This is a genomic window from Rhabdonatronobacter sediminivivens (assembly GCF_013415485.1).
Taxonomy (GTDB): Bacteria; Pseudomonadota; Alphaproteobacteria; order Rhodobacterales; family Rhodobacteraceae; genus Rhabdonatronobacter; species Rhabdonatronobacter sediminivivens.
This window is the reverse complement of the sequence record NZ_JACBXS010000028.1, coordinates 23,855-49,190: the sequence shown is the minus strand read 5'-3', so window position 1 is coordinate 49,190 and position 25,336 is coordinate 23,855. Positions and strand designations below refer to the sequence as shown.

At 67.6% G+C, this 25,336-nt stretch carries 16 protein-coding genes and 1 pseudogene; 6 read left to right on the top strand and 11 right to left on the bottom strand.

The features are described from left to right. The coding region (locus HUK65_RS18790) for a hypothetical protein (RefSeq protein ID WP_235442144.1) at positions 1–320 on the top strand (320 nt) is incomplete at its 5' end. Here HUK65_RS18790 and HUK65_RS13215 read toward each other — a convergent pair. Continuing rightward, a pseudogene (locus tag HUK65_RS13215) lies at positions 233–575 on the bottom strand (hypothetical protein); the annotation flags it as partial. The gene HUK65_RS18790 and the pseudogene HUK65_RS13215 sit on opposite strands and share 88 nt — an antisense overlap. A gap of 123 nt (positions 576–698) precedes the next feature. Here HUK65_RS13215 and HUK65_RS13210 point away from each other — a divergent pair. Further along, a complete protein-coding gene (locus HUK65_RS13210; RefSeq protein ID WP_179906743.1) occupies positions 699–7,652 on the top strand; it encodes a VCBS domain-containing protein in 6,954 nt (2,317 codons plus the stop codon). Between the two features lie 124 nt (positions 7,653–7,776). Here HUK65_RS13210 and HUK65_RS13205 read toward each other — a convergent pair whose 3' ends face one another. Beyond that, positions 7,777–8,091 carry a tryptophan synthase subunit beta gene (locus tag HUK65_RS13205; protein WP_235442139.1) on the bottom strand — a complete coding sequence of 105 codons (315 nt, stop codon included), beginning with the start codon at positions 8,089–8,091 and terminating at the stop codon, positions 7,777–7,779. Between the two features lie 310 nt (positions 8,092–8,401). On the opposite strand from HUK65_RS13205, the gene HUK65_RS13200 reads away from it, so the two are divergent. Then, positions 8,402–10,750 (top strand): PAS domain-containing protein, encoded by a 2,349-nt coding sequence (locus HUK65_RS13200; RefSeq protein ID WP_179906741.1) that lies wholly within the window; start codon positions 8,402–8,404, stop codon positions 10,748–10,750. Positions 10,751–10,909: 159 nt separating this feature from the next. On the opposite strand, the gene HUK65_RS13195 is transcribed toward HUK65_RS13200, so the two are convergent. The 7 genes from HUK65_RS13195 to HUK65_RS13165 form a co-directional block, all read right to left on the bottom strand. Continuing rightward, the gene (locus HUK65_RS13195) at positions 10,910–13,198 is read right to left on the bottom strand and encodes a glycosyl hydrolase family 28-related protein (protein ID WP_179906740.1); all 2,289 of its coding nucleotides are present in this window, start codon (positions 13,196–13,198) and stop codon (positions 10,910–10,912) included. 320 nt (positions 13,199–13,518) lie between these two features. Then, positions 13,519–13,935 (bottom strand): DUF4864 domain-containing protein, encoded by a 417-nt coding sequence (locus HUK65_RS13190; RefSeq protein ID WP_235442138.1) that lies wholly within the window; start codon positions 13,933–13,935, stop codon positions 13,519–13,521. 79 nt (positions 13,936–14,014) lie between these two features. After that, a complete protein-coding gene (locus tag HUK65_RS13185; RefSeq protein WP_179906739.1) occupies positions 14,015–14,299 on the bottom strand; it encodes a sll1863 family stress response protein in 285 nt (94 codons plus the stop codon). A gap of 69 nt (positions 14,300–14,368) precedes the next feature. Then, complete coding sequence (mfd, locus tag HUK65_RS13180) at positions 14,369–17,830, bottom strand: transcription-repair coupling factor (protein ID WP_179906738.1); 3,462 nt, start codon at positions 17,828–17,830, stop codon at positions 14,369–14,371. A 355-nt stretch (positions 17,831–18,185) separates the two neighbouring features. Then, a complete protein-coding gene (locus HUK65_RS13175; protein WP_179906737.1) occupies positions 18,186–18,713 on the bottom strand; it encodes a component of SufBCD complex in 528 nt (175 codons plus the stop codon). A 93-nt stretch (positions 18,714–18,806) separates the two neighbouring features. After that, a complete protein-coding gene (locus HUK65_RS13170; RefSeq protein ID WP_179906736.1) occupies positions 18,807–19,253 on the bottom strand; it encodes an HIT family protein in 447 nt (148 codons plus the stop codon). Next, positions 19,250–19,975: an arylesterase gene (locus tag HUK65_RS13165; protein ID WP_179906735.1), complete on the bottom strand. Its 726-nt coding sequence runs from the start codon at positions 19,973–19,975 to the stop codon at positions 19,250–19,252. The genes HUK65_RS13170 and HUK65_RS13165 overlap by 4 nt, the downstream gene beginning before the upstream one ends. Here HUK65_RS13165 and HUK65_RS13160 point away from each other — a divergent pair. Then, positions 19,974–20,681: an ABC transporter ATP-binding protein gene (locus tag HUK65_RS13160; RefSeq protein WP_179906734.1), complete on the top strand. Its 708-nt coding sequence runs from the start codon at positions 19,974–19,976 to the stop codon at positions 20,679–20,681. The two genes, HUK65_RS13165 and HUK65_RS13160, sit on opposite strands and share 2 nt — an antisense overlap. Then, positions 20,678–23,203, top strand: a complete 2,526-nt coding sequence (locus HUK65_RS13155) for an ABC transporter permease (protein WP_179906733.1) — start codon at positions 20,678–20,680, stop codon at positions 23,201–23,203. The genes HUK65_RS13160 and HUK65_RS13155 overlap by 4 nt, the downstream gene beginning before the upstream one ends. Positions 23,204–23,286: 83 nt before the next feature. Here the strand turns inward: HUK65_RS13155 and HUK65_RS13150 are convergent, their stop codons facing one another. After that, positions 23,287–24,066 (bottom strand): gamma-glutamyl-gamma-aminobutyrate hydrolase family protein, encoded by a 780-nt coding sequence (locus HUK65_RS13150; RefSeq protein ID WP_179906732.1) that lies wholly within the window; start codon positions 24,064–24,066, stop codon positions 23,287–23,289. A 131-nt stretch (positions 24,067–24,197) separates the two neighbouring features. Here HUK65_RS13150 and HUK65_RS13145 point away from each other — a divergent pair, with 131 nt between their 5' ends. Then, positions 24,198–24,848 carry a class I SAM-dependent methyltransferase gene (locus HUK65_RS13145; RefSeq protein WP_179906731.1) on the top strand — a complete coding sequence of 217 codons (651 nt, stop codon included), beginning with the start codon at positions 24,198–24,200 and terminating at the stop codon, positions 24,846–24,848. 28 nt (positions 24,849–24,876) lie between these two features. Here the strand turns inward: HUK65_RS13145 and HUK65_RS13140 are convergent, their stop codons facing one another. Continuing rightward, a complete protein-coding gene (locus HUK65_RS13140) occupies positions 24,877–25,302 on the bottom strand; it encodes a GlcG/HbpS family heme-binding protein (RefSeq protein WP_179906730.1) in 426 nt (141 codons plus the stop codon). Between the last annotated feature and the right edge of the window lie 34 nt (positions 25,303–25,336).

Here is a 25,336-nt window from a genome sequence, read left to right as displayed (position 1 = left end):
CTCCGTTCTGTGTCGCAACTGAACAGAATCACAACCTGCTGAATTCACTCAACTCATTTCCGATTGGCCTCTCAGGCGCCGTCCCATCGGTTGCGCATAAAGGCCAGAGCCTCGCGGGCCAGCGCCAGTTCGTCGTCGAACATCCGGCGCCAGATGCGGGTCGGGTCGGTCTCGACTGGACTCTGTTGCGCAAATCAGGTGATCGCCGAATTGCCCCTTTCCCCGGACAGACTCATCCCACGTCTTCTGTAATGGGGATGCCGAGCGCGGTGAAACCGTTGAGCAATGAGCCATATCGCGCCGTCGCCCATTGGGCCTGAACCAATGGCGCCACAATGGGCGACTCCGAGCGACAATGGCGAATGACGCGGATTTGAAACTCTGCGACCTGACGGTCAAAGTCCCTTGCGTTCAACCGTTGGCCGAGTTGCTTCACGCAATGCATCTTTGCTTCGACGCGGCTTCGGCGGTGATACCGTTCGGGGCCGCCCTCGGACCGATGGCGGGCTGGCCCCTCACCATCGTCGCCAGATGGTTCGACCGACACGCTTGGATGTGCGCAGGATCTCATTGCGGTGTTCCTGCATCTGTCAGTCCGGAACAGGCACTGTCAGCCTGTGCGCAAGGGAGCGTATGTGCGAATCGGTCGGATTCAACTATAGTCTCTGAATTTATATTCATAGATTTTGGAGGGGGCGGTGTCGGAAGCACTCTTTCAGGGAGCTGGCAACGGCAGGATCTGGACCGCGGGAACGGGCAGTGCCCATCCGAACACATGGGCTGTCGCGGCGTTGACGGCGGACGGCGCGGTCATCACCTGGGGAACTCAGTGGAACGGCGGCGACCCGGGCGTCTATTCGGTGTCGCAGACCACCGGCGCGACGCTGATCGCGGATGTCTCGGATCAGTTGCAGGAGGGTGTGGTCGCGCTTTACTCCTCCAGCCAGGCCTTTGCGGCCGTGAAGGAGGATGGCGCGGTCATCGCCTGGGGCAACCAGTTCAGCGGTGGCGACACCAGCGCCGTGGCAGAGGCTCTGGAAAGCGGCGTCATGGCAGTCTACTCCACCCAGGATGCCTTTGCCGCCGTGACCGAAGGCGGTGCGGTCGTCACCTGGGGAAGTCAGGCCCGGGGCGGCAATTCCAGCGCCGTCGCCGATGATCTGGCCGGGGGCGTGGTCACCATCCATTCCACCCAGACCGCCTTTGCGGCGATCAAGGCCGACGGATCCGTCGTCACCTGGGGCCAGGCCGCCTGGGGCGGTGACAGCAGCGCCGTGGCCGAAGATCTAGCCGGGGGCGTGGTCACCGTTGCCTCGACCGAACGCGCCTTCGCGGCGCTGAAGGCGGATGGCTCGGTCATCACCTGGGGGGTGGCGGATTATGGGGGCGACTCCTCGGCGCTGGCGGATGAGTTGTCCGGCGGGGTCAGCGCGCTGTATTCCACCGGCCGCGCCTTTGCGGCGCTGAAGGAGGACGGCTCGGTCGTCGCCTGGGGCCAGAGCGCCACCTACGGCGCCGACACCTCTGCCGTGGACGACGATCTGTCCGGCGGCGTGGTGGACATCTACAACACGAACACGGCCTTCGCGGCGGTGAAGGAGGACGGCTCGGTCGTTACCTGGGAATGGGCCTCGGGCGGCGGCAATTCCGCCGCGGTGGCCGAGGCGCTGTCGGAGGGCGTGGTCACGATGGTCTCCACCCCGCAGGCGTTTGCGGCGCTGATGGAGGATGGCACGGTCATTGTCTGGGGCGGCTCGCAGGCCGCCAACACCGGCGCTGCGGCCGAGGCGCTGAGCGCGGGCAATGTCATCGGGCTTTATGCCAATCAAGCCGCCTTCGCCGCGCTCAGGGAGGATGGCTCGGTCATCACCTGGGGCAGCCAGTCCGATGGCGGAAATTCCAGCGCCATCGCCGAAGATCTGGCCGGGGGCGTGGTAGCGGTCTATCCGGGCTTCCGGTCCTTTGCGGCGCTGAAGGAGGATGGCTCGGTCGTCACCTGGGGCGATGCGGGTCGGGGCGGCGACAGCAGCGCCGTGGCCGATGATCTGGCCGCGGGCGTGGTCGATATCGCCACGCCCCTGGCGGTGGAGCCGCTGGACCCGGACGCCTTCATCTCGGCCCCCGAAGCGCCGGTGATCGATGTGGTGGCGGGCGATGACGTGATCAGCCCCGATGAGGCCGCCGAGGGCCTGACCATTACCGGCACTGCCGAGCCCGAGGTGACGGTGAGCGCAACCCTGGATGGCGCAACGCAAACCGTCACCGCCGGGGCCGATGGCGCCTGGAGCGCCACATTCCCCCCCGAAGACATCCCCGAGGCCGGCGATTACACCATTACCGCCCAAGCCAGCCGGCAGGGGCTGACCAGCCCGCTGGCCGAACGCGCGGTCGCGGTCATCACCGCCCCCGATGCGCCGGTGATCGACACCGTGGCGGGCGATGACGTGATCGACCCCGATGAAGCCGCCGAAGGCATCACCGTCACCGGCACCGCCGCCCCCGGCGCCACCGTCGCGGTCAGTTTCGCCGAGGCGACGCAGACCGCCACGGCGGGCACCAATGGCGCCTGGGCCGTCAGCTTCCCCCCCGAGGACATCCCCGAGACTGGCGATTACACCATCACCGCCCAGGCCACGCTGAACGGTCTGACCGGGCCGGGCGCCGAACGCGGCGTGTTTGTCGAGCCGCTGTCGGTGGAGATCACACCGATCGACACCCACAACCGCGGCCCCGGAGACGGCATGGTCTGGAGCGGCGGTTCCGGCAGCGCCTTCCTGAACCGCGACGCCTTCGCCGCCCTGCGCGAGGATGGCTCGGTCGTCACCTGGGGCGCGCCAGAAGCCGGCGGCGATTCCAGCACCGTGGCGGCGGCACTGTCGGGCAGAGTGCAATCCGTGGCATCGACGTATCGTGCCTTTGCGGCGCTGACCGAGGACGGCGCGGTGGTGACCTGGGGCGACCCTGAATACGGCGGCGATTCCTCGGATGTGGCCGAGGCACTGGGCGGCGATGTGGTCGCCCTGTCGTCCACCCGTGGCGCCTTTGCCGCGCTGAAGGCCGATGGCAGCGTTGTCACCTGGGGGGGCGACACCCTTTCCGGCTTGCCAACGGGAAGCGATTCCAGCGCCGTTGCCGATCAGCTTGCCGGCGGCGTCATCGGGGTCTTTTCCACGCGTGGTGCCTTTGCGGCGCTGAAGCAGGACGGCGCTGTCGTGACCTGGGGCGCGCCTTCCTGGGGCGGCGATTCCGACGAGGTGGCGGCGGCGCTGGGCGACGGGGTCAGCCGGTTATTTTCCAACCCCTACACCTTTGCGGCGCTGAAGGAAGACGGGTCGGTCGTCGTCTGGGGCCGGAACCTTTCCGGCGGCGACAACGCCGCCCTGCCGGCGGAACTGTCCGAGGGCGTGGTCGATATCGTGACCACGGCCCAGGCCTTTGCCGCAATGAAAGAGGACGGATCGGTCGTTGCCTGGGGCGATCCGGAATTCGGCGGCGATGCCAGCCCGGAGGCCGCGGCGCTGGGCGGCGGCGTGGCCGCGCTCCACGCCACACAATATGCCTTCGCGGCGCTGAAGGAAGACGGCTCGGTTGTAGCCTGGGGCGCGTTCGGGGGCGTCCAGGGCTGGGGCGGGGATCCTGGCCCGGTGGCAGAGCAACTGACCGGCGATGTTGTTGAGCTCTTCTCTACCCAAGGCGCCTTTGCGGCGCTCAAGGCCGATGGATCGGTGGTTACCTGGGGCGGACCAACCCGGGGCGGTGACAGCAGCGCCGTGGCCGAGGCGCTGAGCGGTGGCGTGCTTGCCGTCTATTCCAACCTCGGTGCCTTTGCCGCGATCAAGGCCGATGGCTCGGTCGTCACCTGGGGGTCCCGGGATTACGGCGGCAACCCCTCGGCGACCAGCGATGCCGCGGTTGGCGGGCTCGCCTTCGCCAGTGATCCGTCCACCGTGGACGGCGACCTGAGCGGCGGCGTCATCAAGATCTATGCTGGCGAGAGCACTTTCGCGGCGGTGCGCGAGGACGGCTCGGTCGTCACCTGGGGCAACCCGGAACGCGGCGGCGATTCCAGCGCGGTGGCGGCGGAACTGGCCGGTGGCGTGACGGCGCTTGCGTCCCCCTTTCCGGTCGAACCGCTCGACCCGGCCGGTTTCCTGACCGCCCCCGCCGCCCCGGTGATCGACACCGTGGCCGATGACGATGTCATCGACCCCGACGCGGCCGCCGAGGGCGTCACCGTCACCGGCACCGCCGCCCCCGGCGCCACCGTCGCGGTCAGCTTCGGCGAGGCGACGCAGACCGCCACGGCGGGCACCAATGGCGCCTGGTCCGTCAGCTTCGGACCCGATGACATTCCCGAAGACGGCGATTTCACCGTCACCGCCCAGGCCACGCTGAACGGTCTGACCGGGCCGAGCGCTGAACGCAGTGTCACCGTCGAGCCACTCCCCGATCTCATCGACCTCGATGCAGGCATCAAGGGCCCCGGCGACGGCACGGTCTGGACTGGCGGCAGCGGCATCGCCTTTGCGAACGAGCGTGCCTTCGCGGCATTGAAGGAAGACGGCTCAGTCGTCACCTGGGGCGCACCGGGTTATGGCGGCGATTCCAGTGCCGTCGCCGATGATCTGCAATCCGGCGTCGTCTCGATCATGCCCGCCCGCAATGCGTTCGCGGCGCTGAAGGAAGATGGCTCGGTTGTCACATGGGGCGCGGGCCTTGCCGCCGATTCCAGCGCCGTAGCGGAAGAGCTTGCCGACGGCGTGACGGCACTGTTCTCTGGCCGACACGCCTTTGCGGCGCTTAAGGAGGATGGCTCGGTTGTTTTCTGGGGCGGGGGCGCCGATCTGACCCATGATACAGCCTTCGTCAACGTTGTGGACCAGTTGCAGGGCGATGTGGCGACAATTCGCACGGCGCAATTCGGGTTTGCCGCCATCAAGCAGGATGGCTCTGTCGTCACTTGGGGTAATTTCGCCTGGCATCCCGCGTCTTTTCAGGGCGGCTTCGGGGACGACACCAGCGCCGTTGCGGACGCGCTGCAAGAGGGCGTCACGGCAGTCTATTCGACCGGCGGGCTGAAGGGCTGGGCGTTTGGGTCGGCCTTTGCGGCGCTGAAGCAGGATGGCTCGGTCGTCACCTGGGGTGTCGATCACATGGGAGGTGACCCCAGCGCCGTTGCCGATGCCCTGTCCGGCGGGGTCGTCGATATTCACCCCACGACAAAGGCCTTTGCGGCGCTGAAGGCGGATGGCTTGGTCATCACCTGGGGCGATGAGGGCTACGGCGGGGATTCCAGCGCCGTCGCCGACGCACTGCAGGGCGATGTGGTCGGTCTGCACGCCACCTTGCGTGCCTTTGCGGCGTTGAAGGCCGATGGATCCGTCGTCACCTGGGGCGATGCCAATGCCGGCGGGGATTCCAGCGCGGTTGCCGATGCTTTGCAGGAAGATGTGGTCGCCCTGTATTCGACCCGTTACGCTTTCGCCGCGCTGAAGGCCGATGGCTCGGTCGTGGCCTGGGGCCAAAGGCCCGACGACGTGAATACGGATATCGAAAACTGGGGCGGGGACGCGGGTGCGGTGGCGGACCAGCTGGACGACGGTGTTGTCCAGGTCTTCTCAACCGCCAGCGCCTTTGCGGCGCTGAAGGAGGACGGTTCGGTCATTACCTGGGGTGCTGGCAACCGGGGCGGCGATTCCAGCCTTGTTTCCGAGGATCTGAGCAGCGGTGTGGTCACGATCTACGCCACCCAATACGCCTTTGCCGCGGTCAAGGAAGATGGTTCGGTCGTCACCTGGGGTGCTGGCGCGTTGGGCGGCAATTCCAGTGCCGTTGCCGATCAGCTTTCCGGCGGCGTGGTGGCGCTGTCCGCCCCCTTCCCGGTAGAGCCGCTGGACCCGGCCAGCCTCGCCGATCCCCCCGCCGCCCCGGTGATCGGCGCGGTGGCGGGCGACGATGTGATCGACGTGACCGAGGCTGCCGAGGGCATCACCGTCACCGGCAGTGCCGAACCGGGGGCGTCTGTCAGCGTGCGGCTGTCCGACATTCTGGCGGCCAGCGCCACCGCCGATGACACGGGCAACTGGCAGGTGGTCTTCACGCCCGAAAGCCAGCTTGACCTTGGCGCCCATACCATCTTCGCCACGGCCACTGTCGGCGGGCTGTCCAGCGCCGTGGCCAGCCGCGATGTCACCGTCGTCGCCCCGCCGCTGGCGCTGGTGATCGACCGGGTGGCGGGCAACAACGTCATCACCCCGGACGAGGCCGCCGAGGGGCTTGCCATCACCGGCTCCGCCGCCCCCGGCGCCGAGGTGGCGGTTACCTTCGGCGACTTCGCGCAAACCACCGCCGCCAGCCCCGATGGCACATGGCGGGTCGAACTGACCCCGCAGCAGATCCCCGAGCCGGGCGATCACTTCGTGCTGGCCCGGGCCACGCTTGACGGCACCGCCAGCCCGCTGGTGGGGCGCCGGGTTTCGGTGGTGGAGCCGCCCTCGGCGCCCGAGATCTTCCCGGTCGGCGTGGACGATGTCATCGCGCCCGGGGAGCTGGATTTCGGGCTGGACATGCGCGGCCTCGCCGACCCGGGCGCGCGGGTGACGGTCAGTTTCGGCGACATCACCCAGACGGTCATTGCCACCGCAGAGGGTATGGTGACCGGCGGGTGGGAGGTGCTTTTTGATCTGGAGGACCTGCCCCCCGCGGGCGAGCATATGGTCACCGCGCAAGCCGCCCGGGACGGGCTGTTCAGCGATGTGACCGAAAGGCTGGTCACCATAGAGAACACCCCCGCCCAGATCTTCGGCGACACCACCGGCCAGGTGATTGACGGTGATCCCGCCGCCGAACAGGACCGCGGCACGCTGCTGGTGATCGACCGGGACCAGGGCGAGGACCGGTTTCAGACCCCGAACCCGCAGGAACTGGACACCCCCTTCGGCGCCTTCCAGTTCGACCCGCTGACCGGCAACTGGCTGTTCGCGCTGGATAACGACAGCCCCGCCGTCCGCGTCCTGAGCGCCGAGGACCGCGCCACCGCGACCCTGAGCGTCAGCAGCCAGGACGGCAGCGCCACCGAGACGATCACAGTCTCCATCCAGGGCGCCGGAGAGCCGGAGGCCGCGCTGCTGGAGGGGCTGGTGCTGGATCGCGCAGGCGCGCCGCTTGACGGCAGCACTGTCGTCTTCTCGGGTGCTGACGATCCGGACATCAGCGCGCCCGTCGCCGAGGATGGCGGCTTCCGCCTGGCGCTGGAGTTGGGCGCAAGCGGGCAGCTGGACGCGGCGCGCCCCCATGATCGCAGCATGGACGGTGCGGTCTCGGCACGCGATGCGCTGGAGGTGTTGCGCCTGGCCGTCGGGCTGGACCCAAGCTGGGGACCGGCCCACCCGCTGGATTTCATCGCCGCCGACATCACCCAGAGCGGACGGATCAGCGCCCAGGATGCGCTGGAGGTTCTGCGCGCGGCTGTCGGGCTGCAAAGCGATCACGCGCCGCGCTGGGTGTTTCTGGATGCCGAGGCTGACCTTTCGGGCATCGATCAGACCAACACCCGGATCGAGACCGGCATTCGGATTGATGCCCTGGAAGCGGGGGCGACCGAAGTGTCCATGACCGGGCTCTTGCTGGGCAATATGCAAGACTTCGCCTGACCCGTTGCCGGTCTGGCCCGGCGTTCGGATGGAGTGTCTGGTCCCCGCCAGGCGGGCCCTGTCATGATGGTCGATATGTGCCCTGCGCCGCCCAAGGCCGGGCAGCAGCAGGACGTAGTCCAGCTCAGCGCCCGCCATTGCGCCGCGACCGGCGCCACAGCGCCAGCCGCCGCCGTCCACGGATCATCGCCGCCGAGACACCGGGGCGCAGCAAAGGCAGGTCGATGGCCAGGATCAGCAGGCCCAGCGGGATCATCCAGAACCCGAGGATCGGCAGGAAGCCCAGGAACCCGCCCGCGACCAGCAGGAGCCCCAGCGGCAGGCGCAGGATCACGCCCGGGCGTGCCTCGGCCAGCCCGACCAGCCCGCGCAATGCCGGAAACCGCCGCGCCAGCGCAGCGAGTTGCCGGTCCAGACGACGGCGGTGGCGGTCACGCATGGGCATCTTCAGGCGAGCAAGCGCCGTGACGGGCGGTATAGAGCGGTGTGTTCGACGACATGAGACAGCTGGTGCCATGATGGCCATGATCCGGCAAGCCCCGGCGCGCCAGTCACGGCAACGCCGACCCGTGGCAGTCCACATCGCAACACCATGTCGCCAGAGGGGCCCGGCCCGCGATGCGGCAGATGGGCATGACCGGGGTGAAGAGCTTCGGGCCTGACGCGCAGTTCACATTGAAAAGCCTTGCAATCATTGACATCCGCGGGGCACTCTGAAAGTGAACCCCATCAGCCTGACCGCGTGTGGAATGACCAAGAGCATTGACGGCATCATCTGGCAGGCCGACGCGGATACTCTGCGTTTTCACCACGTCGGCGGGAGCGTTGGTGATATCCTCGGGTACAGCGCCGAGGACTGGCTTTCCGCAGACGGATTCTGGCAGTCGAAGTTGCATCCGGAAGACGCGGACAGGATCATCGAGACCTGCACGGACCTGAGCAGGCAGCGCCTGCCGCACAGGCTTACCTATCGCATGATCGCAGCCGACGGGCGCGCGGTCTGGCTTCAGGACAATGTCAAGGTGGTTGAAGACGGCGATCACGCAACGCTTTTCGGCATCATGATCGACGTTACCGATTTTGTCGAGGAGCGCCAGAAGCTGGAGGCCACAAGCCTGCAGAACGCTCACTACCGCGCGCTCTATGACCTCGTCCCCGTTGCCATCTGGGAAGAGGACTGGACCGACGTTCTGACGGAACTGCGCCGTCTTCGTGGGCAGGGCGTTGGCGACCTGGCCGCCCACGCGCATGAGACACCGGGTTTCACGCAGTTCATGCTCGACCGCCTTCGGGTTCTGGCGGTGAACGCCGGTGCGGTCGAAATGTTCCGCGCCGCGAATGCGGCGGAACTGGTCGCACGTGCCCATGAGGTGTTCGAGGCCGGACAGCCCAATTCGGTGTTCCTGACGGCACTTGAGGCAATATTTCGCGGCGAGCGACGGATCGAGGGCGTCAACAGGCTGCGCCGACTGAACGGCGAGCCCGTGCATGTACAGTTTCGGATCGCCCTGCCGGGGATCGAGGACCGCGAGGCGCATGTCGTCATCTGCGAGATGGATATCAGCGCGGCACATGTGGCAAACGAGCGTCTTGAACTGATCACCCGGGCCACGTCGGATGTGATCTGGGATTTTGACATCCCCCGAGACTGGCTCTGGGCCAGCGAAGGGCTGCAACAGAACTTCGGCCTGGACCCTGCGGAAATGCAGGGGTCGCTGGAAAAATGGACCCGGCGCATCCATCCTGATGACATCGGCGGGGTCATGCGCCAGTTCGACAGAATTCTGCATGAGGGCGCTGACAAGTGGAATCAGGAATACCGCTTCCAGACCGGTGACGGCACATACGTCTGGGTCCGCGATGAGGGGGTCATCCTGCGCAATCCGGCAGGCGAGCCGGTGCGCATGCTCGGCAGCCTTGTCGACATCACCGAGCGGCGCAAGCTGGAAGAGCGGTTGCTGCAATCGCACAGGATCGAGGCGATGGGCAATCTCACCGGAGGCATGGCGCATGATTTCAACAACCTGCTGACGGTCGTCATGGGCAACTTCGAAGCGCTGGAAGTCTCTGTCGGTGATGATCCGGAGGTCCGGAAGAACCTCGATGTCGCCAACCGGGCGCTCGACCGCAGTGCGCGGCTCATCAGCCAGCTCTTGTCCTACGCGCGCAGGCAGCCAATGGCGGCGCAGGCCATCGACCTGGACCACCTGATCGCTGAAATGAGCCACATCATTGCGCGAACTCTGGGCGAACAGATCGAGATCAAGGTCAAGACTGCGCCCGGGTTATGGACCTGTCGAACCGATCCCAGCCAGCTGGAAAGCGCGCTGCTCAATCTTTGCATCAATGCACGCGACGCGATGCCCGAGGGCGGTGTCCTGACCATCGGTCTGCGCAATGCCGAGGTTGAGGCAGACAGCACGCCTGCCGTTCGGGGGCTGGCTCCGGGGCGTTATCTCGTGGTCTCTGTGACCGATACCGGACACGGGATGGATGAGGCGACACGGCAATCCGCCTTCGATCCGTTCTTCACGACGAAAGGGCCAGGCGTCGGCAGCGGCCTTGGCCTGTCGATGGTGCAGGGCTTTGCGCATCAGTCGCAGGGCATCGTGGACATTCGCTCCCAACCCGGCAATGGCACGCAGGTCGAAGTCTTCCTGCCTGCGATCGCATCCGCCGCACCGGCAGAAAGCCACCCTGAAGCAACGGCCAGGACGGAGCACCAGGGATCGGGGCACATCCTGCTTGTCGAGGATCAGGACATCGTGCGCGACTACATGACCGGCTTGCTGGAATCCCTCGGTTACGATGTCACCGCTTCGGGCACGGTCGATGAAGCCGCGTCCTTGCTTGCCTCCGATACCGACTTTGATCTGGTATTCTCCGATATCGTGTTACCGGGCGGCAAATCCGGGCTCGATCTGGCAAAGCGGGTCGAGGTGTTGCGCCCGGATCTGCCGATCATCTTCACATCGGGCTATCATGAGGCTGCGGATGGTCCGGGTGCAAAGCTGCAGGAGGGCCGGAATTTCCTGCGCAAGCCGTTTCGCCGCAACGAACTGGTGACGCTTCTGCAGCGGGCGCTCCCCCGCGACTGACCGGCTGGAAACGCCCCCCGGACCAGTCGCCCCCCTCCCCTGAAAGGCTGCCGAAAAGACGCAATCCGCGCCCGATGGCCCGCGTCTGCAGTATCCGGGCCATATTCAGACCAAGGCCGACCGGGGGCAGCAGACGGCTGCGGCCGCCCCCGGGCGTTGTCAAAGCGGGTTGTCCACCCGGATTGTCACCATGGCGCGGCCCTGGGTGCCCTCGGGCCAGTGCAGGCGGACCTGGTCGTTGTTCGCGCCTTGCTGCACGGTGACATAGGGCATCTGCGACCGGACCGCTCCGCCGCCGCCCGTCGGCGCACCTTCCATCACCAGCGCCGAAACCGTCCGTGCCCAGCCACTGAAGGGCAGCCGCCCTGCCGTGTCCACGGTCCAGGTGGTGGCCGGGCTGTTCTGCTCATGGCGGATGACCAGCGGGCTTTGCGCCGGTATATCCACCCCGTTGAAGGCGTTGTTGTCGAAGATCACGTTGCGCGTGCGGTTGTAATCCAGCGTGGCATAGGTGCTGTCCACCGTGTCCACGCGGTCAATCCGCCCGTTCACCGTGCGGAACACGTTGCCGTTCACGTTCAACCCCTGCAGGAAGTGCCCCGGCCCATAGGGTTTGATGACAATCCAGGAAAACCACGGCGCCACGTCGTTGCAGGTAAAGGTGTTGCCCGTCACCGTCAGCCCGCCAAAGGAAAAGCCGTTGTCATGGGCCGGGTTGGCCGAATGTTCGTTGGTCCATTCCAGAAAGTTGTTGTCGATGTAGTTGCCGGTGATCGTGGTCTTGACGTTGGGCTGGGTCAGCACGATCCCCCCGCGCCGCACACCCGAAGGCTGCGTGTCACCCTGGAAATAGTGGTTGCCCATGATCAGATGCCCCGCCCCGTTCAGAATGGCGAAATGCCCCCACATCACCGCGCGGTTGTTGCGGATCTTGGAATCGTTGGAATTGACGTTGAACGCGATCGAGGTCCGCTCCTGCACCGGCAGGGCCATGTCGGGGGCCAGGAACTGGCAATGGTCGATCAGCAGCCCCTGACAGCCGCCACCGATCGAGGTGATGCCTCGATCCTTTGGCCGGTTGAAAGTGCAGTCGTTGAAGCGCAGGATGCCCCCGTCGCGCGGCAGCATCACCGCGCTGGCCGCACCACGGCAAAGAAACTCCACATGTTCGATCTCGAACCGGCGCAGATTGTCGAAGCCCGAGAAATCCAGCGCATAGGCATCGCGGGTGAAGGTCAGGTTCTGGGTCCCTGCCCCGCCGTAGAACGGCTGGCTCAGCGTCGCGTTGCCAGCGGCAGGGCTGCGCGAGCGGACATAGACCTCACGCCCCACACCAACACCCGTCACCCGCGCGCCCACCGGCAGGCTGTTGATATTGCTCATCCCCGACAGCCGCAGTGGGTTCGACGGGTCATAGCTGGCGGTGCGCGTCAGCGTCACACTGTCCCAGTCACCGCTGGCGATCACGTCGATCTGCCCGTTGGCGATGGTGCGCCGGGCGGTGAATTCGTCCAGCCCGGCCAGGGCTGCCACATCCACGGGCGATTGCAGCCGCACCCGGCGCCCGCGCAGATCAAAGGTCACATGGTCGTTGAAGTGAAACAGCGCCTGCACCCCCTTGCGGAACCCCGCATCGTCCGAGCCGAAGGCCGCGGCATAGGTGGGGAAGTCATAGCCGCTTTGCAGCAGCAGGCGGTGGTCATCCTCCATGACCAGCGTGCCCTCGAAGCGGACCGGGCCAGGGATGCTCAGATGCCCGCCGATCCGGTAACTGCCCTCGGGCACCAGCACGGTGCGCCCCTCGGCGGCGTCGGCGGCCGCCTCGAACGCGGCCAGATCGTCGGTGCTGCCATCGCCCAGCGCGCCATAGTCGCGCACATCCACCACGCCCAGCTTCTCGGACAGCCAGAAGCGGCTGACATCTTCGATCCGGATGTCATCGATCCGCACCACGCCGCCATTCAACCCGGTCAGATCCAGCCCGAAATGCCCGAAGACCGGCACCACGCCCCAGGGCATGTCCACCCCGCCGCGCGCGCCGGACCCAATGATGGCCGAGACCTCGACCACCTGGCCATAGGTCTGCAGCATCACCGACGGCCCCGTCTGCGGCACGGCACCGACATTGCTGCCGCCCGCATGGCCCGCCCAGCCCGCAATGCGCACCGATGGCAGGTTGCCGCTCAGTGCCTTGATCCGCACGGTGACGCGCAGATACAGTCCCGGCTGCATCGGCACCTCGCCCATCCAGCGCAGCCGCTGGGTGTCGGCGGTTTTCAGCAGCTCCAGACAGCCGTCGAAATCAGGGTCCGAGGGCACAAACACCGCATTCGGCGCCCCCGCATAGGTGGCCGTCCCGGGCCGCCCGGTGGTCTGGGACCAGACATCCAGTCCGGCGGAAAACGGCGGCGGCATCAGCCCCAGCCCTTCGGTGACAGCCTTGTTCATGCGCGGATCCCCTTTGGTTCAACCTTCTGGCAACACACCGAACCGGCCCCTTGGGGATGCACCCACGGGGGAAACGGTCCGGCTGCCCTGACCGCCACAGTCCTACGCCAATCGTGTTAAACTGCCTTGAGACCAGCGCGCGCTGCACTGCCCAGCGGCGCAACTGCCGGGTCTGCAACACGCCCCCCACCAAACAGACGGCCCTGTGCCCCGGCACAGGGCCAAGCGCCCGCGAGGCGCGCTGGGTGGGTGGGCGCGGCTCGGGGGCGCTCCTCCCCGCTGGCCCAAATGCGCAGCGCCAGGTCAGCGCAAGGCGGCCCTCAGACCCCGGCCTCCTGCGCCGGGACCAGCACAACACCGTTGATCCGCCAGCCACCGTCCGTTTCGATCATCTGATAATCCAACAAATGCACCCGCCCCGCGGCATCGCTGACGATCACCCGTTGCCACAGCCGCCCGCGCGCCTCGCGCAGATCACCGAAGCGCAGCGTTTCGGGACGATGAACCATGGGATAGCCCTCGCGCACCATCCGCCCAAACCGCTCGGGCGAGCCGAACATGCCGCGGATCGTGGGCGAGGCATAATCGAACGCGGCGTCGAAATCATCGTCGCTAAACGCCTCAATCTGGCTGGAGATGACCTCCGCGATCGCCCCGGCGCGTGCCGGGCCCTCGGCTCCAGCCCGCGCCGGTGTCAGGAAAAGCAAAAGCATCAGGGCAGCGAATGTGATCCGCATGGCACTCTCCGGTCGTCTGGCTCCCAATCGCCTTACGCGCCGGGGCCGCCGCCGGATCACACCCGCGCCTTTCAGAGGCTCAGTTGAACCGCTTCATGGCGTCCGAAAACGCCTTGTTCATGTTGTCCCAGGCCGACTCGAAGCCCTTGCGCATGTCCTTCCATGCGTCTTCGCTGGCGTTGCGGGCCTCTGCCATCTTCTTTTCGGCCTCATCGCGCTGGGTGCGCATCTCTTCGATCTGCTTTTCGTACTTTATCCGCGCATCGGCCTCGGCCTCGCGTGCCTTGGCCTGGAACTTCCCGATCTCGGCGTTCCACATGTCGATCTGCGCCTTCATCTTGTCAACATAGGCATCACGGTCCATGGACGTCCTCCCTCGTTACAGACCTTGCCAGTTTACCGCATTTGCGCGGAAAACCGAAACAAATCCCGCTCAGCCGCGCTTGCCCTCGGCGGCGCGGGCCAGATCGCGCGCGATGGCAAAGGCGCCGCGCAGCTTCTCGCGGTCCTGCGACCAGTCACGCTGCACCACGATCTTGTTGTCACGCACCCTGGCCTGCCCGTCCTGTGCGCGTACGAATTCCACCAGGCCCGCGGGGCTGGCGAATTTGTCGTTATGAAACTGGACCGTGGCGCCCTTCGGCCCCGCATCCAGCCGTGCGATCCCGGCGCGCTTGCACATCGCCTTGATCCGGATCACTGCCAGCAGCGTGTTCACCTCACGCGGGAGCTTTCCGAACCGGTCGATCAGCTCGGCCGCGAAGCCTTCCAGCTCCACCTTGCCTTCCAGCCCCGAAAGCCGCCGGTAAAGCCCCAGCCGCACATCCAGATCCGGCACATAGTCGTCGGGGATCAAAACCGGGACCCCGAGGTTGATCTGCGGCGCCCATTGACCGTCATCATCCGACGGGCCACCAAGCTCACCCGCGCGCAGCTTCGAGAGCGTCTCCTCCAGCATCTGCTGATAAAGCTCATAGCCAACCTCGCGGATATGGCCGGACTGTTCCTCGCCCAGGATATTGCCGGCCCCGCGCAGGTCCATGTCCTGGCTGGCCAGCGTGAAGCCCGCGCCCAACTGGTCCAGACTTGCCAGCAGCCGCAGCCGCTTTTCGGCCTGCGGGGTCAGCGGCGCGCGGGGCTTGGTGGTCAGATAGCAATAGGCCCGCGTCTTGGCCCGCCCCACCCGGCCCCGGATCTGATACATCTGCGCCAGCCCGAACATATCCGCGCGGTGGATGATCATGGTGTTGGCGGTGGGAATATCCAGCCCCGATTCCACAATTGTCGTGGCCAGCAGCACGTCATACTTGCCATCGTAAAACGCATTCATCCGCGTATCCAGATCGCCCGCCGCCAGTTGCCCATGGGCGGTGATGAAGCTGACCTCGGGGACATGTTCGCGCAGCCAGTCCTCGATCTCGGGCAGGTCGGCCACGCGCGGGACCACAAAGAAGGACTGCCCGCCGCGGTACCGCTCGCGCAGCAGAGCCTCGCGCAGGGTGACGGTGTCGAATTCGCTGACATAGGTGCGGATCGCCAGACGGTCGATGGGCGGGGTGGAGATCAGCGACAGGTCCCGCACGCCCGAAAGCGACAGTTGCAACGTGCGCGGGATCGGCGTGGCCGTCAGCGTCAGCACATGCACGTCCGAGCGCAGGGATTTCAGCCGCTCCTTGTGGTTGACGCCGAAATGCTGCTCCTCGTCGATCACCAGCAGGCCCAGATCGCGGAATTTCACGCCCTTGGCCAGCAGCGCGTGGGTGCCGATCACGATATCCACCGTCCCGTCGGCCAGGCCCGCGCGCGTTGCCGCCGCCTCCTTGGCCGACACAAAGCGCGACAGCGCCCGCACCTGCAGTGGAAAGCCCCGGAACCGTTCGGCAAAGGTCTTGAAATGCTGCCGCGCCAGCAGAGTCGTGGGCGCGATCACCGCTACCTGCACCCCGGACATGGCAGCGACAAAGGCCGCGCGCATGGCCACTTCGGTCTTGCCGAAGCCCACATCGCCCACCACCAGCCGGTCCATCGGGCGCCCGGCCTGCAGATCGCCCAGCACATCCTCGATCGCGCGCAGCTGGTCGTCAGTCTCCGCATAGGGGAAGCGGGCGCAGAAGGCATCCCACTGGCTTTCGGGCGGGTCGAACACAGGCGCGCGGCGCAACTCACGCTCGGCGGCAATGCGGATCAGCTTGTCGGCAATCTCGCGGATGCGGTTCTTCAGCTTCGCCTTCTTGGCCTGCCAGGCGCCGCCGCCCAGCCGGTCCAGCAGCCCGTCTTCGTGGCCGAAGCGTGACAGCAACTCGATATTTTCAACCGGCAGGAACAGCCGGTCACCGCCTGCATATTCCAGCGCGATGCATTCATGCGGGGCGCCCATGGCGGTGATCGTCTCCAGCCCCGTGTAGCGGCCCACGCCATGATCCACATGCACCACCAGATCGCCGGGGGACAGGGATTGCGCCTCGGTCAGGAAGTTCTCGGCCCGTTTGCGGCGGCGCGCGCGACCCACCAGACGGTCGCCCAGAACATCGGCCTCGGATATCACGCTCAGCCCCGGCGCCTCGAACCCTGCGTCCAGCGGCCAGACCGCCAGGAACAGCCCCCCCTTGCCCTCGGGGATATCGCGCGCATCAGCGATGATACGCGCGCCCTCGGCGCCATGATCCGCCAGCAACCCCGAAAGCCGCTCCTGCGCGCCCTCGGACCAGCTTGTCACAACCACCTGCCCCGCCTTGCGCCGCGCGGCCAGATGATCGGCCAGGGCGGCGAACAGGTTCACATCCTCCTGCTGGCGTTCGGGGGCAAAACTGCGCCCCGCGCGCCCGCCCGCATCCAGCACCCCCGGCCCGGGCGCCTGTGGCAAGGGGCTGAAGCGGATCACCCGGCGCCCATCCAGCGCCCCGTCCCAGGCCGCGTCATCCAGATACAGCAACTCCGGCGGGCAGGGCTTGTAGACCGTGTCCACCCGCGCGCCGCGCGCCGCCATCGCCTCGCGCCGCGCATCATGCTGGTCCGAGATCGCCTCCCACCGGGCGGCGCGGGCCGTATCGGCGGCGTCATCCAGCGTCACCGGCGCGCCAGGCAGATAGTCGAACAGCGTTTCCAGTCGCTCATGGAAAAACGGCAGCCAATGCTCCATCCCCTGATGCTTGCGCCCGGCGCTGACCGCCTCATAGAGCGGATCATCGCCGCCGCCTGCACCAAACTCGGCGCGGTAATTCTGGCGGAACCGCGTGATCGCGGCGTCATCGAGGATGATCTCGGACACCGGCGCCAACTCCACCGCCGACAGCTTTTCCGTGGTGCGCTGGGTCTCCGGGTCGAACCGTCGCGCGCCGTCCAGAACATCGCCGAACAGGTCCAGCCGCACCGGCCCGCCCTGCCCCGGCGCGAAAATATCGATGATCCCCCCGCGCAGGGCAAATTCCCCCGGCCCGGTGACCATGGGAACGGGCACAAAACCCATCCGCGCCAGATAGGCCCGCAACCCCGCCTCATCGATCCGCCCGCCCACCTGCGCCACGAACGAGGCCCCGGCCACCACCGCGCGATCCGGCACCCGCTGAACTGCCGCCGACAGCGTGGTCAGCAGCACGAACGGCCCCGGCACCGCTCCTGTCGCCAGCGCCGCCAGAACCGCCATGCGCTGCGCCGTGAGCGCCGGATTGGGCGACACCCGGTCATAGGGCAGGCAATCCCAGGCCGGAAAGGACAGCACCGTCAGATCGGGCGCAAAGAACGCCAGCGCCCGGCGCATGGCCTCGGCCCGGCGGTCATCGCGGGCCACATGAACAACCGGCCCCGCCCCCCGCGCCACCTCGCGCGCCAGCAACCGCGCATCATACCCTTCGGGTGCGCCCCCCAGAATGATCCGCCCAACCGCCTGGCTATCCATGCCCCGACCTTCCATACCCGGCCCTGCCCTGCCTGATCCAACCCTCATCCACACGCCACAGCATGATCCCCGCCTGCTCATTCACCCTTGGAGAAATATCCCGGGGGGCGCGCCCGTTGCGGGCGCCGGGGGGCAGCGCCCCCCGCGGTGCGGGCTTGCCCGCACCCGAAAAACAAACCCGTGGCGCGGGCTTGCCCGCGTCCACACATTGTCCCTGCAGCGCAGGCACGCCTGCGCTGCCCGGCCCAACGGGACGGACCTGCCGCTTCGGCAGGTCCGAACGGGCGGGAGCGCCCTCCCACCTGCGGTGCCGCCGACGGGGGGTTCCCCGCCACCAGATGCCGCGCCGCAAAGCTCACCCGCCCAGAACGCTCATGGTCAGGATGCTCCACATGCCCCACATGGCGGTGATGAAGATCGACACCATGCCGGTAACCTGGGTGGCCAGCCGCAGGCGCCCCAGTCGGCGCCACAGCGCCTCGCCGCGCTCGTCCCCGGCCTCGATCCGCAACGCCGTGCGCATGGCCAGAACCCCGGTCAGGCTCAGCGGCGCCAGCAGCAGAAATACTGCCTGCGCCAGTTCCACCCCATAGCCGAAGCCCAGCACCAGCAAGACCGTCAGCGCGGTGGCGACAAACCCGGTGATCCAATGCCCCGCGCTGCGCATGGCGGTCAGTCGGCGGCGCACCTGGACATGGGTCATGACCTCGGCATCCTCGGCCGCCATCCCACCGCGCCGCCGCGCCCGCGTGATCAGGTCATGGGGCACGCCCATCGTGTAATGCGACACGGTGGACCACATCACCGCCAGGGCGATCCAGTACCAGACCGAAGAAAACGACCTGGTGTCGATCAGCACGAATACGTTGTCGAACAAACTCACGCCCGCAGGCTCCTTCGCCGCGATGGTGCCGGTTGCGCACCTGCCTCTCGCCTGCCCTGTTAACGCGTTGCGCGCAGTGCCGAAAGGGCGAATTCAGCCCCGCAGCCCGCTGCGCAGCGCCTCGGCCACAGCCTCCAGCGCCTCCGGTTCAGGGCGCGGCGGGGCGGTGAAGGCCTCCAGCCCCTCGCCCAGATAAGCGGCCGAGGTCACGTCATGCACATGGTGCATGGGCACCACATGGGCGTGGGCATGGGGCACGTGAATGCCGGTATAGAACAGCGACACCCGCTCCACCGCGTAGATCCGCTTCATCGCCCGCGCCAGACGCTGCGCGCAGGTGGTGATCCGCGTGGCCAGCGGCTCGGGCAGATCCTCGAACCAGACATGATGCGCCTTGGGGATCACCAGCGCATGGCCGGGGCGGATCGGATGCAGGTCCAGAAAGGCCAGGATATGGTCATCCTCATGCAGCTTGTGCGCGGGCAACTCCCCCGCCGCGATCCGGCAGAACAGACAGTCCGGCTGGGCCGCGCCGCTCATGCCCCCTCCTCCATCCCGGCCAGAAACCCCGAGACCACCGGCCCCAGCGCATCCACGATCACGCCCACGCCTTCGGCATTGGGGTGGATATGGTCATCCTGCATCATGTCGGAAAAGGACAACCCGGCCTCGGCCTTGTCGGACATGGGTTGCAGCAGATCGGGGTAGAACGCGGCGCCATGGACCTCGGCCAATTCGGGATACATGGCCTCGAATGCCTCGCGGTATTCGGGCCCGTAATTGCCCGGCGCGGGCATGCCGACCAGCATGGCGGGGATGCCCTCAGTGCCCAGTCGCGCCAGAATCCCGTCCAGGTTGGACCGGCTGGCGCCCGGATCGATCCCCCGCAACAGGTCATTGCCGCCCAGGATCACCAGCATCGCGTCCACCGGCTCGGCCAGGGTCCAGTCCAGCCGCGCCAGCCCCCCGGCCGTGGTATCGCCCGAGACACCGGCGTTGATCACGTCCACGTCATGGCCCGCATCGCGCAGCCAGTCCTGCAGTTGCGGCACCAGCCCATCGCCTTGCGCCAGCCCGTAGCCCTGGGTCAGACTGTCGCCCAGCGCCACCAGCCGCAGCGGCTCGGCCGCCACCGGCGCGGCCAGCGCCAACCCCAGCGCCACACCCGCGGCCACTCGCCGCCCCGCCGCAGCGCAGCGCTTGCCAATCCGCCCCGCGGCCCCATATGCCAACCAGACCCAAGACCCCGGAAAGGCCAGCATGTCCGATACACTCCTCTCGCTCAGCGATGTCTCCCTGACCTTGCAGGGCAATGCCGGCCCGGTGGAGATCCTGCGCGGGATCACGCTTGATGTGGGCGCGGGCGAAACGCTGGGGATGGTGGGGCCTTCTGGCTCGGGCAAGTCGTCTCTCCTCATGGTCATGGGCGGGCTGGAGCGCGCCACCGGCGGGCGCGTCTTGGCGCTGGGCCAGGACCTCACCGCGCTGGACGAGGACGCGCTCGCCCGCCTTCGTCGCACGAATATGGGGGTGGTGTTCCAGTCTTTCCACCTGATTCCCACCATGACCGCGCTGGAAAACGTGGCCACCCCGCTGGAACTTGCCGGCCGGCAGGATGCGTTCGACCGCGCCGCCGAAGAACTGCACGCCGTGGGCCTCGGCGCCCGGCTGGACCATTACCCCGCCCAGCTTTCGGGCGGCGAGCAGCAGCGCGTGGCGCTGGCGCGCGCCGCCGCACCCCGCCCCCGCCTGCTGCTGGCCGATGAGCCCACGGGCAATCTGGACCAGACCACGGGCGAGGCGATCATGGACCTGCTCTTCGGCCTGCGCGACCGCCATGGCAGCACGCTGGTGCTGGTGACCCACGCGCCGGAGCTGGCCGCGCGCTGTGACCGGGTGGTCCGGCTGATGGATGGGCGCATCGCCGCGGACGAGGATCAACGCACCCTGCGCGGAGCCGCCGAATGAGCCTGCGCGTCGCCGCCCGCATCGCCCGGCGTGAGATGCGCGGAGGCCTGCGCGGCTTCTGGGTGTTCCTTGCCTGCCTGACGCTGGGCGTCGGCGCCATCGCCGCCGTCGGCTCCGTCCGCGCCGCCATCAATGCAGGGCTGGCCGAGGAAGGCGCGGCCCTTCTGGGTGGCGACGCCGAATTGCGCCTCACCTACCGCTTCGCCGAGCCGCAGGAACGCGCCTTTCTGGATGATCTGGCGCTGGAGGTATCCGAGATCGTCGATTTCCGCTCCATGGCTGTGGCGGGCGAGGAACGATCGGTCACGCAGGTCAAGGGCGTGGATGACGCCTATCCCCTGCTGGGCGAGGTCACGCTGGACCCGCCGATGCCGCTGGATCATGTGTTTGCCGGTGCCGATGGCCGCCCCGGCGGCGCCATGGACCGTATCCTGGCGGACCGTCTGGGGCTGGCGCTGGGCGACACCTTCCGCCTGGGCGTGCAGGAGTTCACGCTGATGGCCACGGTGGTGCGCGAACCCGATGCCGTGGGCGCCACCTTCGGCTTCGGCCCGCGCACTCTGGTGGCGACTGAAGCGCTGGCCAATGCCGAACTCCTTGGCCCCGGCACGCTTTACACCAGCCAATACCGGATGCTGCTGCCCCCAGGGCTGGATCTGGACAGCGCCCGCGCCACCACGATGCAGGCCTTCGAAGGCTCCGGCGCCCGCTGGCGTGACAGCCGCCGCGCCGCGCCCGGCGTAGATCGATTCGTCGAACGCATCGGCTCTTTCCTGGTGCTGGTGGGGCTGGCCGGGCTGGCGGTGGGCGGCGTGGGGGTTTCCGCCGCCGTGCGCAGCTATCTGGACCGCAAGACCGCCACCATCGCCACGCTGAAGACCCTTGGCGCGGAAACCCGCACCATCCTTGCGGTGTATTTCCTTCAGATCGGCGCGCTGACCGCGCTGGGGATCGCGCTGGGCATGGTGCTGGGCGCGCTGGTCCCCTTCGCCGTCGCCCCCCTTCTGGCAGATCAACTGCCGGTGCCGCCGCAGGTCGTCTTTCGCCCCGCACCACTGCTGGAGGCCGCGCTCTATGGCGCGCTGACGGCGCTGGTCTTCACCCTCTGGCCACTGGCGCGCACCGAAAATGTCCGCGCGGCGGCGATCTTTCGCGGGATCGGCAGCGAAGCGACCGTCTGGCCGCGCTGGCCCTATCTTGCCGCCATCGCCGCCGTGCTCGCGCTGCTGACCGCCGCCGCCGCCTGGTTCGCCGAGGTTCCGCTGCTGGCCTTCGCCACCCTGGGCGGGATCGTGGCGGCGCTGCTGGCGCTGGTGGTGGTGGCGCTGCTGGTGCAGGCGCTGGCCCGCCGCGCCGCGCGCGCCCGCGCCCTGCGCGGCCGCACCGCCCTGCGCATGGCGCTGGGCGCCATCGCCAACCCGCGCGAAGGCGCAACGGCGGTGATCCTGTCGCTGGGCCTAGGCCTGACGGTGCTGGCCGCCGTGGGCCAGATCGACACCAACCTGCGCAACGCCATCTCGGCCGACCTGCCGGACCGCGCGCCCAGCTACTTCTTCCTGGACATCCAGAACGACCAACTTGCAGGTTTCAGCGAACGCCTGAACACCAACCCGGATGTCTCGCGCGTGGACACCGCGCCCATGCTGCGCGGCGTCATCACCGCCATCAACGACATCCCGGCGCGCGAACACCCCCGCTCCGACCATTGGGTGCTGCGCGGCGACCGCGGCATCACCTACGCCGCCACCCAGGACGCGGGCGTCACCCTCACCGACGGCACCTGGTGGGAGGCGGATTACATCGGCCCGCCCCTTGTCAGCTTCGGCGCCTCCGAAGGGGCCGAACTGGGCCTGCGCATCGGCGATACCGTCACCGTCAACATCCTGGGCCGCGACATCACCGCCGAAATCGCCAATTTCCGCGAGGTCGATTTCTCCACCGGCGGCATGGGCTTCGTGATGACCATGACCCCCGAACCCATGCGCAGCGCGCCCCACACCCATATCGCCACCGTCTACGCCGCCGAAGGGGCCGAAGGCGCGATCCTGCGTGAACTCTCCAACGCCTATCCCAACATCACCGCCATCCGCGTGCGCGAAGCCGCCGACCGCGTGTCCGAGGCTCTGGGCCAGATCGCCACCGCCACCTCCTACGCGGCGCTGGCCACGCTGCTGACGGGTTTCGTGGTGCTGATCGGGGCGGCGGCGGCCGGCGTCGGCGCCCGCATCCACGAGGCTGCGATCCTCAAAACCCTCGGCGCCACCCGGCGCACCATCCTGACCAGCTTCGCCCTGCGCGCCGGGCTGATGGGCATGGCCGCCGCGCTCGTCGCCATCGGCGCGGGCGCAGCCGGTGCCTGGGCGATCATGCATTTCGTGATGAATACCGCCTACCGGTTCGAACCCATCTCGGCCACCATCATCATCCTCGGCGGTGTCGCCGCAACCCTCATCGCCGGTCTGGCCTTCGCCGCCCGCCCCATTTCCGCGCGTCCGGCCCGGATTCTGCGCGCCGAAGGCTGACCACCCCACGCACCGCCCAATCAGACGCACTGGGGGCTACGCGACCAGCCCACCCCCAATGCGCAACGGAGGCCGAGAGCCCCTCACGCGCTCAAGGCCCGCGCACCCCCGCGCCGCGCCCGCGCAAACTCCTTCACTGCCGCGCCAAAGGCCGCGAACAACGGGCGTGACACCGGATCATGCGCCGCGTTCCACTCCGGGTGCCACTGCACCGACAGCGTGAACCCCGGTGCATCGCGCACATAGAGCGCCTCGGGCGTGTCATCAGGGGCCCAGCCATCAATGACGATCCGCGCGCCCGGCGTCTTCACCCCCTGCCCGTGCAACGTATTCGTCATCACCTCCGCGGCCCCCAGCAACCGATGAAACGGCCCGCCTTCGGAAAACCGCACCTTGTGGCGCAGGGCAAATTTCTCCTCCAGTGACCCATCGGGCGGCATCCGGTGGTTCATGCGCCCGGGCAGCTCGCGGATTTCCGGGTGAAGCGTGCCCCCCATGGCCACATTGACCTCCTGAAACCCCCGGCACACGCCCATGAACGGCTGCCCCCGCTCCACACAGGCCCGCACCAGCGGCAGCGCCACCGCATCGCGGCCGCGGTCGAAGGCCCCATGGGCCGGGGTCTCCGGTTCGCCATATTCCTCGGGGTGGACATTGGGCCGCCCCCCGGTCAGCAGGAAGCCGTCACACACTTCCAGCAACTCGGCCACACCGACCAGCCGCGGGTCCGAAGGGATCAGCATCGGCAAGCACCCTGAAACCTCGGCCACCGCCTCGGAATTCATGGTGCCCCCGGCATGGGCCGGGTACTGGTCGTTGATCAGATAACTGTTGCCGATGATCCCGACGACGGGGCGGTGCATGCCGACTCTCCTGCCTGCTGTTCAGGGAACATAGGCGCCCCTCCGCCCGGGGTCGAGAGGCCAGCGCCCCGCCCTTGCGGCATCAGCGCCGAATGCACATATCTCCGGCAGGCGCGAAATGAAAGGCCCCCATGTCCAGCCCCACCCTTGCCCCCGATCCGCACACGCACCATTGGGACAGCGTTTATGCCGCCCGCGATGAGCAGGCCCTGACCTGGCATCAGGATGTCCCGCGCCCTTCGCTGGATCTCATCACCGCCCGTATCACCCCCGGCGACCCCGTCATCGATGTGGGCGGCGGGACATCGCGGCTTGTCGATGCCCTGCTGGATCGCGGGTTCGGGCCGGTCACGGTGCTGGACCTCAGCGCGAAGGCCCTGGCCAGATCGCGCGCGCGGCTGGGCGCGCGCGCCGATGCCGTTGCATGGATCGCCGCCGATGTCACCCGTTGGCGCCCGAAGCGCCGCCACGCGCTCTGGCATGACCGGGCGGTGTTCCATTTCCTGACCGATGACGCTGACCGCGCCGCCTATCTGAACCGGCTGGACACCGCCCTTGCCGCGCATGGCGACGTTGTGCTGTCCACCTTCGCCGAAGATGGCCCCGAACGCTGCTCGGGCCTGCCGGTGGCACGCTACAACCCCGAAACCCTGTCTGCGATGATTGAAAGGCACCTGCCCGGCAAACTGCGCCTGCTGAGCAGCCAGCACCATGATCACATCACCCCGAAGGGCCGGATCCAGCGGTTCCAGACCTCGGTGCTCACCCGCAACCACAGCTGACCCGGGCCGCCCGCATCGGGGGTGACGCTCAGGCCTCGGCGGAAATCCCCGCCGCCGCCGCCCCCGCCAGCGCCGCCTCGGCATCATTGTCCGAGGTATCGCCGGTCACACCAATGGCCCCGATCACCGCACCGCCCCCGTCGCGCAACAAGACCCCCCCGGGCACCGGCACCACCTTGCCCCCATAGACACCGTTCACGGCAGCCATGAAATAGGCCTGCGCCTCGGCCCTTGCCATCTGGGCACGCCCGGCCATGCCCAGCATCACCGCGCCATAGGCCTTGCCCTGCGCAATACCGAACCGCCCCGGCGCGGCATCATCCTCGCGCTCGAAGGCCAGCACATGGCCGCCCGCATCCAGAACCACCACCGACAGCGGCTTCAGCCCCATCGCGCGCCCCTTGTCCCGCGCCCCGGCAATGATCGCGCGCGCCTGTTCCAGTGTCAAAGCCATCCCCGGCCCCCATTTTCTTGCAAAAAATACTCCG